Below are 19,679 nucleotides of genomic sequence, written 5' to 3'. Positions count from 1 at the left end.
AGATGTGTATAAGAGACAGGCCCAGGGGCGCGCGGACACCGTGCTGTCCCAGATGCCGCTGTTCGTGAACCAGGCGTTGGCGCCCTTGAACATGCTGGTGATGGGGCGTGACCACAAGCTGTACTACGAGGCCTACAACGATGCCTCCGACCTCAACGGCGACGGTGTGATCGATGTCGGGTACAAGCCAGACCAGATCGACTACTACGGCTACTTCAACAACAACGTCTGCTACAGCTATTCCAAGGGTGTTTTCGTGCCCTCGCAGGCAGCGACCGGAAGCAACAGGAAAAAGTGCTCGAACAACTGGAGTGGCGACTTCCTGAACTATCTGGCCACATCGCGCATGGACGCCATACGCCGCGTGCTTTATGGCGGCATGCGTGCGGAGGACACGGCTTCGCGCACCGTTTTGCAGACCGCCTACATTCCCAGGGATGCGCACAGCTGGGGCAAGGCCTATGACCCTGCGCGGGATCTCGGGGTCTACAGCATTTCGGACTATGCGCCGCTGCGCCAGCCGGCGGCCGGCACGCGCCATCTGTTTGCCGTCACCACGCTGGGGGAGGCCGCTGGCGTCATCACGCAGTTGCGCGTGCTCAATGACTCGTCGTTCCAGATCTGGGATTGGGTGTCCCAGGAGGGCTTTGCAGGGCAGAGCAACTGTGCAGGCAGCAATTCGTGCGCGCGAGGCAGCAGCAGGATCACCGACTACAACCTGCTTGTGGAGGCCTGCTCCAGCAGCAATGTCCAGTTGCTCGAGGCCAGCTGCAAGGCCTATCCCAACGGCGGCAAGACCATCTACAAGCCCACGGGGCTGCTGCACGACTTCGGAGAGAACGGGAAGATGTACTTCGGCCTGCTCACAGGCTCGTACGAGAAAAACATCGCCGGCGGCGTGCTGCGTCGCAATATCAGCAATTTCGCAGAGGAAGTCGACCCTCAGACGGGCCAGTTCAGGACGGGTGTCAATGGCGTGGTCGCCAACATAGACCGCCAGCGGCTGATCGGCTACACCGGCGGCAAATACGTGGAATGCGGCTGGATCACGTCCGGCCCCATCAGTTCGCTGGACAAGCCTTCGAAGTGCGCCATGTGGGGCAATCCCATCAGCGAAATGATGTTCGAGGCCATGCGCTATTTCGGCGGCGCGTCCCAGGCCCTCGACATCTATGACTACGCCGGCGGCTCCTCCAAGGATGCGTCCCTGGGCCTGTCCAAGCCCGCCTGGGAAACGCCCTACAGGGCCAAGGCCGAAGGCGGGGGCGGCTACCAGTACTGCTCCCGTCCCGTCATGACGGTGCTCAGCGACATCAATCCCTCCTACGACGGCAAGCTGCCCGGCAGCCGCTACGCGAGCGTCGGCGCCAGCGCCCTCAATGGCTTCAATGTCTCTGACGAGGTGGCGGCCATCGGCTCGGCCGAGCGCATAGACGGGAAGAACTTCTTCATCGGCCAGTCAACATCGGCCAATGCCGACCAGGCTCCTTCGGTCAAGACCATTGCAGACCTGTCCTGGGCGCGCGGCCTGTCTCCCGAGGAGCCCAGCAAGGAAGGCACCTACTATGCCGCCGGTGTGGCCCGTTTCGGCGCCAGGAATGCCATCTTCGGCAACAGCCAGGGCAAGAATGCGTTGAGGACCTACTCCGTGGCCATTGCGTCACCGCTGCCGGAAATACGCTTTCCGATCGGCGGCAAACGCTTTGTGACCATTGCGCCGTTTGCCAAGACCGTCTCCGGCAGTGCCGGCGGCAGCACCGTGAACAATGCGGTCTTCACGCCGACCAACCAGATCGTCGACTACTACGTGGTCAACATTGCCAACACGGGCAAGGCGGACATCGATGCCTCGGTCAATGGCGGGCGGCCCTATGCGGAGTTCCGCATCAACTACGAGGACGTGGAGCAGGGCGCCGACCATGACATGGACGCCATCGCGCGCTACACGGTCGCGCTGCAGGCCGATGGCACGGTGAAGATCGACATGGTGTCCGAATACGCCGCTGGCGGCCTGGGACAGCACATGGGCTATGTGATCTCGGGCACCACCAAGGACGGCATGTACCTGGAGGTGCGTGACAAGGACACGGCCTCGGCCTACTACGCCTACAACACGCCCCCCAATCGCGATCCGGGCTACTGCCGGGGCAGCATCTCGGCACAGCAGCGCACCGAATGCTCGAACCTGGGGCTCACGGCCACCCGCAGCTTCACTCCCGGCAATGCGACCGACGCGGGCAGCTTCCTGAAGGGACCGCTGTGGTATGCCGCCAAGTACGGTGTGCCGGACCGCGACCCCTCCAAGATCACGGGAGATCCGGACAACTATTTTCTGGTGACCAATGCCGGCACGCTCAAGGAGCAATTGACCAAGGCGTTCAACGACATCCTGCAGAGCATCAGTTCCGTGACGGCGGTCAGCGTGGACATGCCCACTGCGACACTGGGCGAAGGCGCCGACCTGTATCGCACCACGTTCGAGGTCCAGTACTGGAGCGGCGACGTCATCCGCGAGAAGCTCACCACCAGCGACAGAACGCTGGTCTGGAGCGCGGCGGAACTCCTGTCGGCGCGGTCCGCCGATGACCGCAAGATCTACTACCCCAGCAGGACCGGCAGTGCCGTGTCGCTGAGCCCTTTCACGTACTCCAGTCTCAGCGGGCAGCGCTCCGATGCGTCCTGGCTGGCCGTGCTCAACACGGACCCGGCCACGAACTCCGCCGATGGCCAGGCAAAAAAGCGCATCGAGTTCCTTCGTGGCGAGGTGCGCGATGACTTGCGCGTGCGCAAGCCCCTGGCCAGCGGAAAGCCCAATGTGCTGGGCGATATCGTCAATTCCTCGCTGGTGCGGGTCAAGGGCGGCCTGTACCGCGCCTCTGCCGCGGACAAGCTGGAGGGCAGCACCGCCTATGCCGTCTTTGCCGCGAAACAGGCTGCCAAGGAGATGCTGTATGTGGGCGCCAACGACGGCATGCTGCACGCCTTCGACGCGGCATCGGGCAAGGAGGAGTTCGCCTTCATTCCATCGGGCGTGAAGGATTCGCTCAATGTCCTGGCATCCCGGTATGGCGCGGGCGGCGCTCCTCACCGCTACTTCGTGGACGGGACGCCCGTGGTCTCGGATGTCTACTTCGGCAACGCCTGGCACAGGGTGCTGGTCGGCAGCCTGGGCGCGGGCGGGCGGCAGGTCTTCGCGCTGGACGTCACGGACCCCACCTCCCCCCGGTTGCTGTGGGAGTTCGGGGTTGAACAGGACGAACGCATGGGTTACTCGATGCCCGCGCCTGTCGTGGCGCGGCTCAACGACGCCGGCCGGTCCAAGGGCAGGTGGGTGGTATTCCTGTCCAATGGCTACCAGGCGTCGAACAGCACCTCCGGCGAGTCCAGCCTGTTTGTGCTGGATGTCTCCAGTGGCGAGGTCATCCGGCGCTTTGATTTCGCGGCAGGCATGACGGCCGCGGAGCTGAACGCGCTGCCTGCGCCGAAAAACGGCCTGTCGCGTGCCGCCGTGGTGGACAACAACGGCGATGGCAAGGTGGACGTGGCCTATGCCGGTGATCTTGCGGGCAATGTTTGGCGCGTGGACCTGGCCAGTGGTGCCAGCGGCTCGTGGAATGCGCAACTGTTCTTTGTGGCACGCGAGTCCGAACGCAGCGGCGGCAAGCGGCTGTCCATCACCACCGCACCCTACGTGGTGCGGCACTCCAGCGGCAAGGGCGATGTGGTGGCCTTCGGCACGGGCCGCTTCATGACGGATGACGACAAGCTGGACATGCGCCGGCAATCGGTGTTCGGTATCTGGGATCGCTACGGCACACCCGCCACGGCGGCGCCGCAGCCGCTGCCTACCGCCGGCAAGGGGCGCGGGGATCTGCAGGCCCAGCAGTTCACCCAGGTGAGCGGCTTTCCGGGCAAGTTCGCCCTGTCGGCCAACCCGGTCACCTGGTACAAGGACGCCACCAGCACCGCCGACTCCAATGTGCACAGCTGGGGCTGGTACGTCGATCTGCCGCGCGATGGAGAAAGACTGGTCTACGACATGAGCCTGTACGGGCGGGGACTGGTGTTCACCTCCATCCGGCCACCGCTGGGCGACCCCTGCTCCGCAGGCCTGGCCAGCACGATCTACGCCATCGATCCCGACACCGGGGGCAAGACCGACTATGTCGCCTTCGATGTGAACGGCGACGGCATCTTCAACGCCGCTGACAACCTGGCAGGCCAGCAGGTCAACGGCTACGAGGTGGGGCCGGGCAAGCCCACCATCAGCGGCGCGAAGATCTTCGACTCCAGCGGAAAGCAAAGCGGGGCAGGAGGCGCAGGCAAGAGCGGGGGCGACGATATCAACAGTGGAGTGGACCGGGGGCGACAGAGCTGGCGCCGCCAGCCAGCGAACCCGTGACCGCCATCCCATCCACTACACACCCATCCACTACACACAGGGGCCTGCCGGCCCCGGCCGTCTGGCTGGCCCTGCGGGCCCCCGAGGAGAAATGCGTGCGCAGCAAGCTACATGGATTCACGCTGATCGAGCTGATGATCACGGTGGCGGTGGTCGCCATCCTTTCGGCGATCGCCTACCCCTCCTACCAGGAATACGTGCTGCGATCGCGGCGCGTGGAAGCGCAAAGCCTGCTGGGCGAGGCCGCCGCCCGGCAGGAGCGCTGGCGGGCGCAGAACGGGGGCTACACAAGCTCCGTCGCCAACCTCAGACTGCCCTGGGGGGACAAGTCCGAGAACGGCCACTACACCCTGACGATGGCCACGGCCGCCAATGACGGCGGCTACACGCTCAAGGCCACGCGCACCGGCCGCCAGGCATCGGACAGGCGCTGCGGCGACTACACCCTGAACGCCCTGGGCGTGAAGGGCATCTCGCCCTTGGGAACGGTGGGAGACTGCTGGCGCTGAGCGCCACCGGGGCCGGGGCCTCAGTCCTGCGCCTCATCCACAAATTCCACCATGGCCGCCGACACCTTGGGCAAGCGGCCTCGTACCCGTGCCGTACTACCGCAGTCAGGTGCGTTGCGAATCCAGTTCCTCACCGTTCCTGGCCACTTCCTGCGCCCTGGAATAGCTTTCGATCAGCAACTGGTACGGCGGGAAGACTGCGCTGTAGGCCTGCGCCCACTGCAACGCGTCCTCACGGTTCCAGGTCTTTTGCACCTCCGAGCACACCGCCGCCGTGTCCATCGGCACGACGCCAGCCTGCACGATGCGCGCCAGCGTGATTTCCTGCGCCATTTTCGAGTAGGTCCCCGAGGCGTCGATCACCGCGAAGACCTGGTAGCCCTCGTGCACTGCGGCGATGCTGGGGAAGGCCATGCAGACGCTGGTGATCGTCCCCGCGATGATGAGCTGCCTGCGCCCAGTGGCCTTGACGGCAGCGACGAACTCCGGGTTGTCCCAGGCGTTGATCTCGCCCTTGCGCGCAACGTACCGGGCATGCGGGGCGTACTGGTGGATCTCGGGGATCAAGGGGCCGTTCGGACCCTGCGGCACCGATGCGGTGGTGATGACCGGGATCTTCGCCAGTGTCGCTACCTTGGCGAGTGTGGTGGCATTGGCACGCACCTCGGTGAAGGGCATGTCCTTGATGGTCTGGAACAGGCCGCTTTGATGGTCGATCAGCAGCATCGCCACATTGTCGGGATCGATGACCGGGCGGGCGCCGTTGAAGTTGGCGATGGTTTGGGGTGTGCTCACGGTCTTCTCCTCAATTGCCCTGGGTGAACGTGGTGTGGCTCGTGATCAGGTTGCGGTAGTCGGGGATGTGGTTGGAAAACAGAGTGCCCAGTCCCTGCACGTCGTTGCGCCAGTCGCGGTGCAGTTCGCAGGCAGCGCCGAACCAGCTCATCAGTTGCACGCCGGCCTGCGACATGCGATTCCACGCCGCATCGCGGGTGATGGAGTTGAAGGTGCCGGAGGCGTCAGTGATCACGAAGACGTCGAAGCCTTCCTCGATGGCCGACAGTGCGGGGAAGGCCACGCACACCTCGGTCACCACGCCGGCGATGATGAGTTGCTTCTTGCCCGTGGCCTTCACGGCCTTGACGAAGTCCTCGTTGTCCCAGGCGTTGATGTTGCCGGGCCGGGCGATGTAGGGCGCCTGGGGAAACTGGCTCTTGAGCTCCGGCACCAGCGGTCCGTTGGGACCGTTCTCGAAGCTGGTCGTCAGGATGGTGGGCAGCTTGAAATAGCTGGCGATGTCGGCCAGCGCCAGCACGTTGTTCTTGAACTTGTCCGGGTCGATGTCGCGTACAAGGGATAGCAGGCCGGTCTGGTGGTCTACCAGCAGCACGGCGGCGTTGTCCTTGTCCAGGCGGACGTAGGGCTTGGTCATGGTGAATCTCCTTGGGTCGCCCAGACAAAGGTCTTGGCTGACGGATAGAGAATAGGATTCGAACGATGAACGCGGTAGCCGTTAATATTTGCCATCAGAGTCCTATCTGAGGAACGATGAAGGCGGTGTGCAATGAAAGACCTGAACGACCTCTACTACTACGTGCAGGTGGTGGACCACGGCGGCTTTGCGCCCGCGGGCCGCGCGCTGGGGATGCCCAAATCCAAGCTGAGCCGGCGCATCGCGCAGCTTGAGGAGCGTCTCGGCACGCGCCTGATCCAGCGCTCCACGCGGCGATTTGCCGTCACCGAGATCGGCCAGACCTACTACGGCCACTGCAAGGCGATGCTGGTGGAAGCCGACGCCGCCGACGAGGCCATCGCGCTGACCCACGCCGAGCCGCGCGGCATCGTGCGCATGACCTGCCCGGTGGCGCTGCTCGATGCGCGCATCGCCGACATGCTGGCGGCCTTCATGGCCGCGTATCCGCGCGTGGAGATCCACCTCGAGGAAACCAACCGCCGCGTGGACGTGGTGGGCGAAGGAATCGACGTTGCCATCCGCGTGCGCCCGCCGCCGCTGGAAGACAGCGACCTGGTGATGCGCATGCTCGCCGAGCGCGGGCAATGCCTGGTGGCCTGCCCGCAGCTGCTGACAGGCGGCATCCCCCAGGTGCCCGCCGATCTGGCAGGCCTGCCGAGCATGGACCTGGGCCTGCCGCAGCACGAGCATGTGTGGCACCTGATCGGCCCGGACGGCACGCAGGCGGCCATCCGCCACCGGCCGCGCCTGGTCACGCGCGGCATGCTGGCGCTGCGCGCGGCGGCCTTGGCGGGGGTGGGCGTGGTGCAACTGCCCTCGATGATGGTGCGCGAGCAGATCGCGCGCGGTGAACTGGTCCACGTCATCCCGGGCTGGGCGCCACGGCGCGAGATCATCCATGCGGTGTTCGCCTCACGGCGCGGGCTGCTGCCGGCCGTGCGGGCGCTGCTGGATTTCCTGGCAGAGCGGTTTGAGGCGCTGGACGAAGACTGAGCTGCCGGCAGGCCCCATGGTGGCGATTGCAGCAGTTCATGGCTGCATCTCGCCTTGTGGGGCACGGCTCTTCGCATGTCCGTTCAATGCGGGTGTTGGTGTCCGGATGGCATGCGCTTGGGTTGCTGCACCCAGACCTTGACCTTGTATTCGCCAGCCTTTTCGAACTGCAGCGTCAGATCGAAGCGATCACCCTCGCGCAGGGGCTGCTTGAGATCGATCAGCATGAGGTGGTGTGACTGGCCATGGCGCAACTGCACCTCCTGGCCTGCGGGTAGTTCGATGAAGGGCACTTCGCGCATGCGCATGATGTCGCCCTCCATCTTCATCTCATGCAGTTCCACGCGTGCGGCCGCTGGCGTGCTGGCCCCGATGAGCCGGTCGGCGTTCTTTCCCTTGTTCCTGATCCCCCGCAAATACGCCGCCCCGTTGCTGGAGCCGGCGATGGAGGGCGTGGCGTAGGGGTGGTCTATGACCAGGTCTCCCGCCCGGAAGTCATGGGCCCGTGCCGTCAGCGGCAGTGTCAGGGCACAGCCCATGCCCAGCAGCATTCCAAGCGCCGGGCGGCGAAGCATTGTGGTCATTTCCAGTTCCTTTCCAACAGGGCATCGGGGGTCCAGATCAGCCGCAGGCCTGCCACCGTATGGCCTTTGCCAGCGATGTGCTCGCGCCCGGCTTCAAGCGCGATCAGAACGCTTTTGACAGGGCGCCAGCCGGCCATGGCCGTGAAGCGGCGCGATGGGTTGTTGGGCAGCAGGTTGGCGTCCGTGGCCACCAGCAGGGCGCCCGGCCCGCTGACGCGATTGGTGCTTCTGAGCCATTCCTGGCGGGCGCCGAATTCCCAGCGTGCGCGCGGCTGCCAGAGCACCTCCAGCCAGCCGCCCAGCGTGCGGCCCTGGTAGCTGGTGTCGCCGTTCTGGGAATAGAGGTTTCCGCTTTCGCGCCGCCAGATGCCTGCTGCGGTGAGCTTGACGCCCTGCAGCGGCGTGGTCCAGGTAGCGCTGGCCCCGGCCAGGTCCACGGTGCCGTCGAAGCAGGTGATGTCGCGCAGGCTGGCGTTGCACTGTGGCGCCGTATGGATGTGGCCGCTGTTGGAGCGCTGTACATAGGCGCCGCGGCCCTTGGGCTGCATCCGGCTGTAGAAGACGTCTGCCTCCACCGAGGTCCAGGCGGCGCTGGCATGCACGACGGGCGCCCAGGCGGCGTTGTCGCTGCCGGGAAAGCGCCGGGCGCGCCAAAGCCCCAGGTCAATGCCCTGCAGCCAGGACATGGCGCCTTGCAGGTGGGGACGCCAGGCGGCGTTGACGCCATCCTCGATCCAGTCGCCGTTGAAGGCCGCCCGCTTGGCCAGCGGCATCTGGCCGTAGCGGTCGAAGTGCCCGGCACGCGTGAGCACCTGTCCCATGGGCACGCGGTTGCGGCCTGCGCCCAGGGTCAGCTCGGCGTCTGAGCCGCTGCGCGCCTCCATCCAGGCGGCCTCCACGTGGGCTGGGTCGCTGTCGTGCCAGCCCATCACGATGTTGGCCCCCAGTTGGGGAGATACGCGCAGGCCGGCGCCCAGGGTGCCATGCTCCAGCCGCCAGCCGCGCTGGTCGTCAGGCGTGTCGCCCAGGCCCAGCGTGCCGGCCAGCCTGGGCGCCGGCAAGGTGGAATCGCCATGGAGATAGGCGGCCACCGCAGCCATGTCGATGCGCAGGCCGTTGGTCTGCGGTATGCCGTCATCCAGGGTGTGCGCGGCGGCGCTGCCTGCCGCCAAGGCGATGACGACGGCGATGGCCGCTGCCAGCGGTGTGCATTGCGCGAGGAAGGTGCGTTGCATGCTATTGGCCTGCCTGCCGTGCAAAGGGATCGGCGAGCCTGGGGTTGGTGAGCAGCTCATGGTCCGTGAGGGTTTTGAGAAAGGCCAGCAGGTCGGCGCGGTCGTCGGCCGTCAGTGCGATCTGGTTGATGAAGTCGTTCTTGTTGGGGTTGGCGCGACCGTCGCCGGCATGCGGGCCGGATGTGATGTTGCGGCCCCCGGCCGCATAGAACTGCAGCACTTCCTCCAGCGTCGCGATGCTGCCGTCATGCATGTAGGGGCCGGTGACCTCCACATTGCGCAGGCTGGGCGCGCGGAACTTGCCCATGTCCTTGAAGAGCTGGGTCAGTTCGTAGACGCCCCGGTTGGGCTCGGGGAAGGCGCCGGTGCCGCCGATGTTGTAGAGACCCGTGTTGTGGAACGGGGTCTCGACGATGCGGCTGCCCGCGTGCACGATCTGGTCGTTGAAGTTGAAGCTGCTGTGGCAGTGGAAGCATTCGGCCTTTTCGCCGAAGAACAGGTTCATGCCGCGCTGCTCGGCCGGGTTCAGTGCCGTGCTGCCCTTGAGGTACTGGTCATATTTGCTGTTGCCCGAAAGAATGGTGCGCTGGAATGCCGAGATGGCGTGGATCACATTGCCCCAGGTGATGGGCGCTGCCTGGCCCGGGTAGGCCCTGGCGAAGCGCGGGCCGTAGCCGGTGTCGGCAGCCAGCCGCGCGAGGATTTCCTCCTTGTTGTTGTCGTTGACGCCCATCTCCACCGGGTCCGTGCCGAACAGCGGCGTCTCCATCTGCTTTTCAAGCGTGACCAGCGAGGGGTTGGCCCAGGTCAGCGTGGCGTTGTAGACCACGTTGGCCAGACTCTGGGCGTTGCGCGGATGTGCGTGCCCCGTGGAGCCCAGTGATGTCGTCAGGCCATCGGTGAAGGCCTTGGACTGTATGTGGCAGCTCGCGCAGGCCTGCGTGCCATTGCCCGACAGGCGCCTGTCGTAGAACAGAAAGCGGCCGAGCTCGGCCTTCTCCGCCGTCATGGGGTTGGAGTCGGGCACCTTGGGCGTGGGGAAAAAGGAGGGCAGCACCCAGGACCAGCCCGTGCTGCTGCCGGAGTCATCGTGGACGGCGGTGTCGCCGCCCCCGCAGCCCGCCAGGGCGATGGCCCCGGCAAGGCCGCACAGGGCGGCGGTCCATGCCGCCACCCGCCGAAGCGAATGGGGCTTGTGCATTACTTGGCCTCGGTACGGAACACGGTCTGGCCGCTGCCTTCATTGATGGAGCGGCCCGTGGTCAGATCGATCTTGAGTGCGCTGAAGATGGGCACGCACTCCGGATCGGTGGCCCCGGACATGCAGCCGGCGGCGCCGCCCAGGTCTTCCTTGATGTTCGAGCCCTGCAGCAGCTGCGCAATGTCCAGCACCACCTTCTGGGTGCCGGCATTGAAATCGCCGAACCCGAAATCCATGCGGTCCGCACGCGCGCAGCTGACCGTCTCGCCGGTCACGGGGTTGCCCGTGCAGCCGGTGGAGCCCAGGTGCACGTAAAACGTCTTGCCGGGGGCGGCCGGCGCGGGGCGGGCCACGCCGCCCACGGGGTTGACCTCGATCTGGGCGAACTTGCGGCCGGCCTGCCAGGACCAGGCCAGGGCCTGCACATCGAGCGGCTTGGGCGCGACGGCATAGTCGGTATGGTTGACCGAGGAGGGCACGCCCACGGTCATCCTGATGCCCTTGTACGTGCCTGCGGGCACCGTGCCCCTGACCTGCGTGTTCTGCGCCTGCGTGCCTGCGTCGGCGCATGCGCCGGTGCCGTCCTCCAGGTCGATCAGCGTCACCTCCTTGGTCTGCCAGTCGTTGACGTCCAGGGTGACGGCCACGGCCTCGCCCTTGTCATTGATCAGCGAGACGCCGCTGACGTAAAAGCGCAGGTCATGCAGGTCCACCGTGGCCTGGGTGGTTCCCATGCCGGCGATGGGCGTGCCGCATTTGGCGGGCAGGTTGCCGGCCTTGGCGGCGAACTCGATGGCCACGGCCTGGGGGCCTGTGGGTGTGGTGGGCGTGGTGGGCTGGCCGTTGTCACCGCCTCCGCCGCCACCGCAGGCGGCCAGCAGCAGCGGCAGCGCGGTGGCGATCAGGGCGAGGGGAAAGCGGGAGTTGTCAAAGTAAGTGGTACGCATGGGTAAACGGTTTCTTGGTGCCTGCGCTGGGGCCATGGCGGCGCGCAGGCGTGGGTAACCCTGCAGGCTGCGACACGGGTCGCGGCTTGGCATGGAAGAGGAATTCGGGAATGGGCGACGGCATGCCGCCCGTGCGGCCCTTTCGGGCTTCAGGAAAGGGGAGGCGCCCTGGGGGGAGTGCTCAGCACCACGCGCAGCACGGTGTCCCGCGGGCGCAGGGCCTGGGGCGGCAGCGGGGTGGGAGGCGGCGGCGCGGCAAAGCGCAGGTCCGCGCGGGACAAATCAGGAGGTGCATCGCCCACGACCCGGCACAGGGGGCAATGCGCCTGGCCAGCGGCCGTGGTTTGACCATCGGCTTCGGGCTCGCCTGCAGCAGACACCGGTTGCGCCTGCTGCAGGCCCAGGGGCGTGCAGACTTCCATGGCCAGCCGCGCCAGCGGGTCGCCACTGCCCTGGCCCGATGCCAGCACCATCGCCAGGGCAGGGTGCACAAAGGCGAACAGCAGCGCCGCAGCCATCCAGGCGGCAAAGCGCCGACCCTGGTCGCGCCGCTGTCGTGCGCCCGGCAACGCCCACGGCCAGTCGGGTGGCCCGAAGGCCACCAGGCGCTTGATGCGGAGGCTGGTGCAGCGCATGGGCCCTGTGTCAGTGCTTGTGATCGTGGCCCGAGGGCGCCGCCTTGGTGGCCAGCGGGCGTACGGGTGCCTGCACCTGCACGGATTCACGCTTGCCGTCCTTGCCTTCGATGATGAGGGTCAGCGGCACGGTCTGGCCTTCCTGCACCTGCTGCTTGAGGTCCAGCAGCATCACGTGGTAGCCGCCGGGCTTGAGTTCCACGGTCTTGCCTGCCGGCAGCGCGATGGACGGCACCTGGCGCATCTTCATCACGTTGTCCTGCATGGCCATCTCATGGACTTCGACGACCGGCGTCAGGGGCGAAGTCGCTGCGACGAGCTTGCTGTCCTGTGCGGCCTGCAGTTTCAGGAACGCGCCGGTGGCCTTTTGCTGCGGCACGGTGGCGCGCACCCAGGCATCACTGACGCTGACCTGGGCATTGGCGAATCCGCTGATCATGGCGGCGGCGAGGGCAAGCAAACGGACGTGGCGTTTCATGGGGTTCTCCTTCGTTGGCAAAAATGTCGTGTGTGCCTGGTGCGTGCCTGGTACGTGACTGGTGCGGTGGACGGCTGGAGGGTGTCCATCAGAAGCGCAGGTTCATGCTGGCATAGACGCCGCGCCCGTCGGCGGGCGAGTAGCCCGAGGAGCCGCTGTCATACCAGGCGTAGACGTACTTGCGGTTGGTGACGTTCTTGACCTGCAGGCCCAGGTCCATGGTTTCCGAGAGGCGGTAGCTGGCGCCCAGGTTCAGCACGGCGAACTTGCCTGCTCGGCCCTGGGTATTGGTGCGCTCCAGGTAGTAGTCGCCCTGGGCATTGCCCCAGGCCGACAGCTTCAGCCGGTCCGTGGCCTGCCAGTCCACGCCGGCCGAGACCAGGTAGTGCGGCACGTTCTCGATTTCCTTGCCCAGGGTGGCGGGTGCGCTGGGGTCGGGCGCGGTGATGCGCGCCACCTGATGGGAGTAGGCGATCCAGGCGGTGGTGCGGGCATGGGGCTTCATGTTGATCTGGATGTCGTAGCCCTTGCGCAGCGTCTTGCCCACGTTGCCCAGGCCGCCGGGGTCGGGCAGGCCGTCCACGCCCAGCACCCGGGCCACCTCGCCCGAGGCGCGCTGCTCCCAGTAGGCCACGCGGCCGTTGAGCCAGGGCAGGGGAGAGAACTTGACGCCCGCTTCCCAGCCATCATTGATGGAGGGCCTGAGGTTGCGATCCTGCGTGCGGTAGGCGTCGATGCCCGAGCCGATCTGGAAGGTCCGGCCCCAGTTCGCGTAGACGCTGGCCTGCTGGCTCAGGGTGTAGGCGATGCTGATCTTGGGCTGCTTGATCAGGCCATAGTCATGCACGGGGGCGCGCGTGCCGGCCAGGCGGTCGATGAAGTGGCCATCGACATTGTCGACGCGCAGCGCCGGGATGATCCGCAGGGCTTCGATGGGGCGGATCACGGCCTGCACGTAGGCGCCCTGCGTATTGAGGTCGAAGTCCCAGTCGCGGAACTGCGAGGTCCGCACGCGCTCCGTGGTGCGGTAGCGCTGGCCCAGGTTGCTTTGCCGCTGGGCGTCCAGACCGCCTTCGAGCGTGAATTCATGCGCCCAGGCCACCTTGGGGCGCCAGGTCAGGGTGGTGATGGCGCCTTGCTGCTGCTCGTCGTTGTAGCGCTCCTGCTGCGATCCCGCTGCCGAGAAGCGTACCCAGCGCTGGTTCTCGTACTGGTTGGCGTAGACCTTGGCAGACAGCGACAGCTCGGGCGTCAGTTCGCCATCCAGGTGGGCGCTGAGCTGGCCGGTTTCCCGCTCGCCACGGTCGGCCGCCGCGTAGGCCGGGGAGCTGCGCGGCGCCTTGATGGCTTCTTCGTAGCTGAGGTAGCCCGACTCCAGCGCCTTGTTGCGGTAGTAGCGCGCGATCACGCCGGTGCGCCAGCGGCCATCGTCCGAGGTGTAGAACCATTTGCCGGACAGGGACAGCTTGCGGGCATCGGCATGGTCCCGGTAGCCGTCCGAATCGCGCCAGGCCAGGAAATAGTTCTGGCTCCAGTTGCCGCTTTCGATGCCCTTGGACACCTGAAACTCCTTGGTCCCGAAGCTGCCCACGGTCACGCTGGCACGGCCCTCGTTGCCGCCGGTGCGGGTGATCACGTTGGCATTGCCGGCGATGTTGTTGAGGCCGTAGCGCGCGTCATTGGTGCCGCGCACGATCTCGATGGCCTCGATGTCCAGCGGGAAGACCGCGTCCAGAAAGGGCATGCCCCCGGCGTTGTCATTGCTGGGGATGCCATCGATCAGCAGCTTGACCGCATTGATGCGGCCTTCGCCGTTGAAGCCTCGGAAGGAGAAGCGCCCGGCATCCGTGCCCTGCTTGAACTGCGTGACCTGCACGCCGGGCGCCTTGGACAGCAGCTCCCAGCTGTAGTCCACATGTTCGTTTTCGAGGATGTCCGCGCCCACGATGTCCACGGAGCTGAACACGCTGCGCGTGGACAGCGGGCCGGAGGCCTTGGAGGTGATGCTGATGGTACCCAGCGTCAGGGCGGAGTCGTCCTGGCTCAACGGTTGGGGGGCGACCAGGCCCTGGGCATGGGCCACCGAGGCCAGTGCCAGGGTGATGGACAGGGCCAGGGGGCTGCGCGAGAAGGAGAGGGAGACAGACATCACGTGAGGCGGACGGTGGATGGTGCGGAGGATGCGATCGGCTCAATGGGCCGGATGTGCGGATGGGGATGCTGGCCCTGCGCGTCCCTATGGACCATGCCGTCGAACAGGGACAGCAGGGTGCGGCGCGGTGCAGGGCTGCGCGGGCATGGCGGACTCGGCCGGTACGACCTTGCTGGCCAGGCTGCGCGCGGCCGATGCAGACAGGCCAGCCATTGCCGGCATCTGGAGGGCCTTGAGCCCATCGCCGCCACATACGGCCTGGTCACAGGCGGGCGCAATGGGGGCTTGGGGCAGGGCAGGAAATGACCTCGCAACTGGCGTGGCGCAAGGCCTTGCCATGGTGTCGCGGCCAAGGCAGCCGCGCTATCGATGCGAGGGAATCAGGCCTGTGCGGGAGGCCCGCGGGGCGGAAGCGGCGCGCCGACCAGGGCTGCGATATGGGCCGCTGCAAACGGATGCAGGGCTGCCGCCAGAGGATGGGGTTGTGCCACCGCCAGGCTGACGGGAGGCAGAGGCAATGCAGGGGCCAGGCACATCGAGCAGTCGAGGGTGTGCTGACCTGGCGCCTGGGCCTGGCCATCGTCGTCAAGAACCACCATGGTGATGGCTCCGCCGCTGGAGCAGATGAGCTCCATGGTCTTGGGGTTCACGAAGGGCGAAGCGCCCGCAACACCCAGCGTCAGCAGGAACCACGCCAGGGCGAGGCGCTTCCAGAATGACGATGTGCGAAGGGTGTGCATAGCCCGCGATTATGGCGGCGATATCGGACCGACAGCAACCTTCTTGCGCAATGGCGGATGCAGATCCGGCCCTGTTGCGACGCTTCCAGCACCATCAACGCATCGCCCGCAGCTACAGCCTTTCCCGCTTTTCAATGCACGGCAGCAATCCTGCCTGCCTGGCTGGCTACCACCTGGAACTCCATCTTCATCGCTGGCCGATGGACGAGGTCGGAAGCTGGATGTACCTGAAGCCCGAGACCAGCGCGGGCTCCTGGACTTCTTTGGACTTGTTGGGATTTCTTGGGATGCCAGGATGGCCTGCCCGGAGGGACTCGAACCCCCGACCTATTGCTTAGAAGGCAATTGCTCTATCCGGTTGAGCTACGGGCAGGTATGGCCGCTGACGGGCCAGCGCGGATCATACCCGCAATGGGTGGGCGCTCAGGGCTTGGCGGCGTGCCCTGGCGCCCTGGCCGTCATTCGGCGTCGTCTTCTTCCTCGAAAACCACCGAAGGAGGCGCCATCACGCGCGCCATGTCGGTCATCGTGGGAACCAGGCCGCGTGCGAGGTAGCTGTAGGGCGTGTCGGGCTCCAGCGCCGCAGCGGCAAGATTGGCCATGGGCTGGTTCATCGTCAGGTAGTAGCTGCCCACGGGTGCTTCGACGGCGCCGCGCGTGAGCGCATAGGCGCCGCTGGCGGGCGTGGCCGAGCGGGCCTCGTTGTACGAGTCGGCCAGCAGCTGGCCGGGCTCGGCCACCTTGAGCACCTGCAGGCCCAACAGGCGCAGCCTGTCCACGGCGGGCTGGGCGCTGGCGGACAGCCAGTAGCCGCAGGAGCGCGGGCGCGACAGCGTGGTGCGCGGCTGCAGCGAAGCGTTCCAGTCCACGCGCACCTGCTGGTCGGCGCCCGTGTCGGGCTGGATCATGGTGAGGGTGCGCTGCTCGGGGGTCTGCTCGGCCAGTACGGCCAGTTGCTGATGGCAGGCAAGGGAGGCGGTCTCGCGGGCCACGAAGGCCTGCACCTGGGTGAGGTCCTTGGCGCGCTCGGCGCTGGAATGCAGCATGCGTGTGGACGCGGTGACCAGGGTGTGCACGCGCCGCTGGATGTGGGCGCGGCCCAGGTCCGAGCCACGGCTGCTGACCAGGTAGCCCACCGAGTTCTTGAGCCCGCTGACGTTGCGCAGCGAATCGGGCGCCAGGCTGCCCATGGAGATGGACTTGTCCTGCAGATCCTGGCTGGTGGTGTAGTACCAGTCGCTGCTCAGCCCGGCCTGCGACAGCGCGGTGCGCAGCGGCGCCGTGTACCACTCGCGCGCAGCCTTGGTCACGAATTCATTCTGGTTGGCCGTGGCCGAGTACTGCAGCAGGGCGTCGTAGCGCTGTATGGCCTGGTACTTCTGCAGGAAGATGCTGGCGGCGGGGAATTCCTGCAGGTCCACCACGGCGACGGGGCGGTAGTCGCGTGCCAGGGTGGCCAGGGCCTTGGCCTCGGGCGTGTTCAGGAGCAGGTGGTCATGGGCGATGTCGGTGCCATCGGCTGCATTGCGCGTGCCGGCTTCCACGGCATCGGGGTTGGCGCGCGGCACGAGGATCACGTTGATCTGCTGCAGCAGCGGCTCCAGCAGGCCGCCGGGCGCGAGCTCGCGGGCGATGATGAGCAAGGCCTCCGTGCCCGCAGGTTCGTCGCCGTGCTGGCCGGCCACGAGCATGACCGTGGGACGGCGACTGTCATAGAGCGCCGACGGCTGAATGCCGGGTGCGCGCGTGGCCACCAGGGCCTGGATGGGGCTGCCGCGCTGCGAGCTGCCGGGCTGCACGATACCCAGGCGCGTGTCGCGGCCCAGGGATTTGCTGGCCTGGCTGTTCAGCCAGGAAGACAGTTCGCTGGCCGTGGTGAACTGGTTGCGCTGCGGCGCCAGGCCCGGTGTGTCGTAGCGGGTGGCTGGATCGGGAAAGCGCGCAGCCACGGCCGCGTTGTAGGGCAGCGGGACCAGGTTGTTGGCCGGCGCAATGGGCTGCGTGGTCGCCTGCGGCACCACCGGGGTGGCTGGGGCCGGCCGGGCGGGGGCGGGCGCCTGGGGCTTGGAGGTGGTGGGCCATGGCGGCAGCGGGGTGCTGGCGCAGGCGGAAAGCAGGGCTGCGCACGCCAGGGCCGACCACCGCAACCTGTCCTGTGGCAGCTCCGAATCGGGGCGCTGGCTGGAGGGGGTGGCGTGTGGGGTCTGCAGTGTCATGGCGTGGCCTTGAGGAACCAGTCGGGGGAGTCTTTGGAAATCCGGGAAAAGGGCGCGGCCTTCAATCGCCGCAGGCCGCAATGCTATCGGGATGATAGCCATGCAGGCTTGCGGCGCGCTGTCGGCTGAATGCGCAATCTGCGCCATGTGAAAAGGGCTGCAGCCCCGGAGAGATGCAGCCCTTTTTTGCTGGCGGATTCCTCGGCTTGCCGCAGGGCATGCCAAGGAGCCGTGGTGCAGGTCAGCGACCGTAGCCGCCGCGCGAGGGGCCGCCACGGCCGCCGCCGCCGAAGCCGCCACCACCGCCGCCGCCGCCATTGCCGCCGCGGTTGAAGCCGCCACGGCGGCCGCGTTCGGCCATGGTGTCCACGCTGGTGCGCATCGGATCGGGCTGGCCGCCACCTGCGCTGCCACGGGGGCCGCTGCTGCGTGCATGGCCCAGCTGCGTGCCCAGGTGGGCATCAGCGCGCGGGGGTTGGTCATCGAAGCGACGGACACCGCCGCCGCCTTCGCCGTCAGGGCGCGGGCCGCGCCTGGGGGCGTTCTGGGGGGCTGCCTTGGGGCGGTGGGCGGCGCCGGAGCCATTGCCCGGGCCATCGAAGCGATCGCGGCGCGGCTTGTTGTTGGCGCTTGCACCGGCGTGGTTGCGGCCACGGCCCTGGCCGCCGGCGTTGCCTTCGGAGCGGCCTTCGTCCGAGCCGGCCTTGGGAGCCTGACCACGGCCGCCTGCGCGGCCGCCACGGTCGGGCTGGGTGGCCTTGGTGGTGCGGATGCGGTCCATCATTTCCTGGCGCGCAGCCTTGGCGGCGGCCTGCATGACGTCACGGCTGGGCGGCTTGCCCGCGCCGCCCCAGATGGTCTGGCGGCCCATGGCGATGGGTTCGGCCACTTCGCCTTCTTCCGGGCCGAAGCCTTCGAGCACCTGCACAGGGATTTCCTGCTTGGTGAAGCGCTCGATGTCCATCATGAAGCCTTCCTCGTCCATGCAGACCAGGCTGACGGCGTGGCCTTCGCGACCGGCACGGCCCGTGCGGCCGATGCGGTGCACGTAGTCCTCGGACACGTTGGGGATCTCGTAGTTCACGACGTGCGGCAGCTCATCGATATCGATGCCGCGTGCAGCGATGTCGGTGGCGACCAGGGCGCGCAGCTCGCCGGTCTTGAAGCCGGCCAGGGCCTGGGTGCGGGCGCTCTGGCTCTTGTTGCCGTGCAGCGCCATGGCGCTGATGTTGTTCTTGGTCAGGAATTCGGCAACGTTGTTGGCGCCGAACTTGGTGCGCGTGAACACCAGAACCTGGCTCCAGTTGTTCTCGTTGATGATGTGCAGCAGCACCTGCTTTTTCTTGCCGCGGCCCACGGGGTGGATCACCTGGGTGATACGCTGGACCGTGGTGTTGCTGGGCGTGACCTGGATGGACTGCGGGTTGCGCAGCAGACCGTTGGCCAGGTCGCGGATCTCGTCGCTGAAGGTGGCCGAGAACAGCAGGCTTTGCTTGTCCTTGGGCACCAGGGCCAGCACCTTCTTGACGTCATGGATGAAGCCCATGTCCAGCATGCGGTCGGCTTCGTCGAGCACCAGGACTTCGACGGTGGACAGGTCCATGAAGCCTTGCTGCTGCAGATCCAGCAGGCGGCCCGGCGTGGCGACCAGGATGTCCACGCCCTTCTTGATGCGGTCGATCTGGGGCTTCATGCCCACGCCGCCGAAGATGACGGTGGAGTTGATGTCCAGGTACTTGGCGTAGCTGCGCACCGATTCCTCGACCTGTGCGGCGAGTTCACGCGTGGGCGTCAGCACCAGGGCGCGGATGCCCTTGCCGCCGAACTTGTTGCGCGGCACCTGGCCTTGCGAGAGGCGTTGCAGCATGGGCAGGGTGAAGGCAGCGGTCTTGCCAGTGCCGGTCTGGGCACCTGCCAGCAGGTCGTGGCCGGCGAGCACCGCAGGGATGGCCTGTGCCTGGATGGGAGTCGGGTTCTCGTAACCCTCCTCAAGCACGGCCTTCAGAATGGCGGGAGCCAGATTCAGTTCTTCAAATGTCATGTGATCAAAGATGCGCCCGTCCGGGGCGCTGGGTATCTGCCTGTCGAGGCAACCAGGGCGGTTGCCGGACCA

15 protein-coding genes and 1 tRNA gene are annotated in these 19,679 nt (G+C 66.6%); 3 read left to right on the top strand and 13 right to left on the bottom strand.

Features of this window, described 5'->3' with window-relative positions; all coding sequences use genetic code 11:
• Positions 1 to 91 precede the first annotated feature (91 nt).
• Positions 92 to 4,402, top strand: coding sequence for a pilus assembly protein (locus tag JHD82_RS05570; RefSeq protein WP_233174633.1), 4,311 nt, complete (start codon positions 92 to 94; stop codon positions 4,400 to 4,402).
• Between the two features lie 95 nt (positions 4,403 to 4,497).
• On the top strand, positions 4,498 to 4,911 hold the full coding sequence (locus JHD82_RS05565; RefSeq protein WP_185070527.1) for a type IV pilin protein: 414 nt from the start codon (positions 4,498 to 4,500) through the stop codon (positions 4,909 to 4,911).
• A 105-nt stretch (positions 4,912 to 5,016) separates the two neighbouring features.
• Here the strand turns inward: JHD82_RS05565 and JHD82_RS05560 are convergent, their stop codons facing one another.
• Together JHD82_RS05560 and ycaC are read right to left on the bottom strand one after the other, a co-directional pair.
• Entirely contained in the window at positions 5,017 to 5,706 is a 690-nt protein-coding gene (locus tag JHD82_RS05560; protein ID WP_199135663.1) for a hydrolase, read from the bottom strand.
• Between the two features lie 10 nt (positions 5,707 to 5,716).
• Positions 5,717 to 6,343, bottom strand: coding sequence for an isochorismate family cysteine hydrolase YcaC (gene ycaC / locus JHD82_RS05555; protein ID WP_016445411.1), 627 nt, complete (start codon positions 6,341 to 6,343; stop codon positions 5,717 to 5,719).
• A gap of 132 nt (positions 6,344 to 6,475) precedes the next feature.
• Here ycaC and JHD82_RS05550 point away from each other — a divergent pair, with 132 nt between their 5' ends.
• Positions 6,476 to 7,378, top strand: a complete 903-nt coding sequence (locus JHD82_RS05550) for a LysR family transcriptional regulator (protein WP_097202785.1) — start codon at positions 6,476 to 6,478, stop codon at positions 7,376 to 7,378.
• A gap of 83 nt (positions 7,379 to 7,461) precedes the next feature.
• Here JHD82_RS05550 and JHD82_RS05545 read toward each other — a convergent pair whose 3' ends face one another.
• The 11 genes from JHD82_RS05545 to JHD82_RS05495 form a co-directional block, all read right to left on the bottom strand.
• The gene (locus JHD82_RS05545) at positions 7,462 to 7,962 is read right to left on the bottom strand and encodes a copper chaperone PCu(A)C (RefSeq protein WP_199135662.1); all 501 of its coding nucleotides are present in this window, start codon (positions 7,960 to 7,962) and stop codon (positions 7,462 to 7,464) included.
• A complete protein-coding gene (locus JHD82_RS05540; RefSeq protein ID WP_199135661.1) occupies positions 7,959 to 9,197 on the bottom strand; it encodes a hypothetical protein in 1,239 nt (412 codons plus the stop codon). The genes JHD82_RS05545 and JHD82_RS05540 overlap by 4 nt, the downstream gene beginning before the upstream one ends.
• 1 nt (position 9,198) lies before the next feature.
• Positions 9,199 to 10,398, bottom strand: a complete 1,200-nt coding sequence (locus tag JHD82_RS05535) for a methanobactin export MATE transporter MbnM (protein WP_012204740.1) — start codon at positions 10,396 to 10,398, stop codon at positions 9,199 to 9,201.
• Entirely contained in the window at positions 10,398 to 11,345 is a 948-nt protein-coding gene (locus tag JHD82_RS05530; protein ID WP_199135660.1) for an MbnP family copper-binding protein, read from the bottom strand. The genes JHD82_RS05535 and JHD82_RS05530 overlap by 1 nt, the downstream gene beginning before the upstream one ends.
• Before the next feature lie 149 nt (positions 11,346 to 11,494).
• Positions 11,495 to 11,980, bottom strand: a complete 486-nt coding sequence (locus JHD82_RS05525; protein WP_199135659.1) for a DUF2946 family protein — start codon at positions 11,978 to 11,980, stop codon at positions 11,495 to 11,497.
• 10 nt (positions 11,981 to 11,990) lie between these two features.
• On the bottom strand, positions 11,991 to 12,458 hold the full coding sequence (locus JHD82_RS05520; RefSeq protein ID WP_013803107.1) for a copper chaperone PCu(A)C: 468 nt from the start codon (positions 12,456 to 12,458) through the stop codon (positions 11,991 to 11,993).
• Positions 12,459 to 12,546: 88 nt separating this feature from the next.
• Positions 12,547 to 14,607, bottom strand: a complete 2,061-nt coding sequence (locus JHD82_RS05515; protein WP_199135658.1) for a TonB-dependent receptor — start codon at positions 14,605 to 14,607, stop codon at positions 12,547 to 12,549.
• A 383-nt stretch (positions 14,608 to 14,990) separates the two neighbouring features.
• Positions 14,991 to 15,350 (bottom strand): DUF2946 domain-containing protein, encoded by a 360-nt coding sequence (locus JHD82_RS05510; RefSeq protein ID WP_199135657.1) that lies wholly within the window; start codon positions 15,348 to 15,350, stop codon positions 14,991 to 14,993.
• A gap of 296 nt (positions 15,351 to 15,646) precedes the next feature.
• Positions 15,647 to 15,723 (bottom strand) — tRNA-Arg (locus JHD82_RS05505).
• 85 nt (positions 15,724 to 15,808) lie between these two features.
• Complete coding sequence (locus JHD82_RS05500) at positions 15,809 to 17,566, bottom strand: M14 family metallocarboxypeptidase (RefSeq protein ID WP_088165233.1); 1,758 nt, start codon at positions 17,564 to 17,566, stop codon at positions 15,809 to 15,811.
• Positions 17,567 to 17,807: 241 nt separating this feature from the next.
• Positions 17,808 to 19,607: a DEAD/DEAH box helicase gene (locus JHD82_RS05495; RefSeq protein ID WP_199135656.1), complete on the bottom strand. Its 1,800-nt coding sequence runs from the start codon at positions 19,605 to 19,607 to the stop codon at positions 17,808 to 17,810.
• Positions 19,608 to 19,679 lie beyond the last annotated feature (72 nt).

Source organism: Delftia sp. ASV31 (assembly GCF_016428765.1).
Lineage (GTDB): Bacteria > Pseudomonadota > Gammaproteobacteria > Burkholderiales > Burkholderiaceae_C > Comamonas > Comamonas acidovorans.
This window is presented reverse-complemented; position numbering and strand designations above follow the sequence as displayed.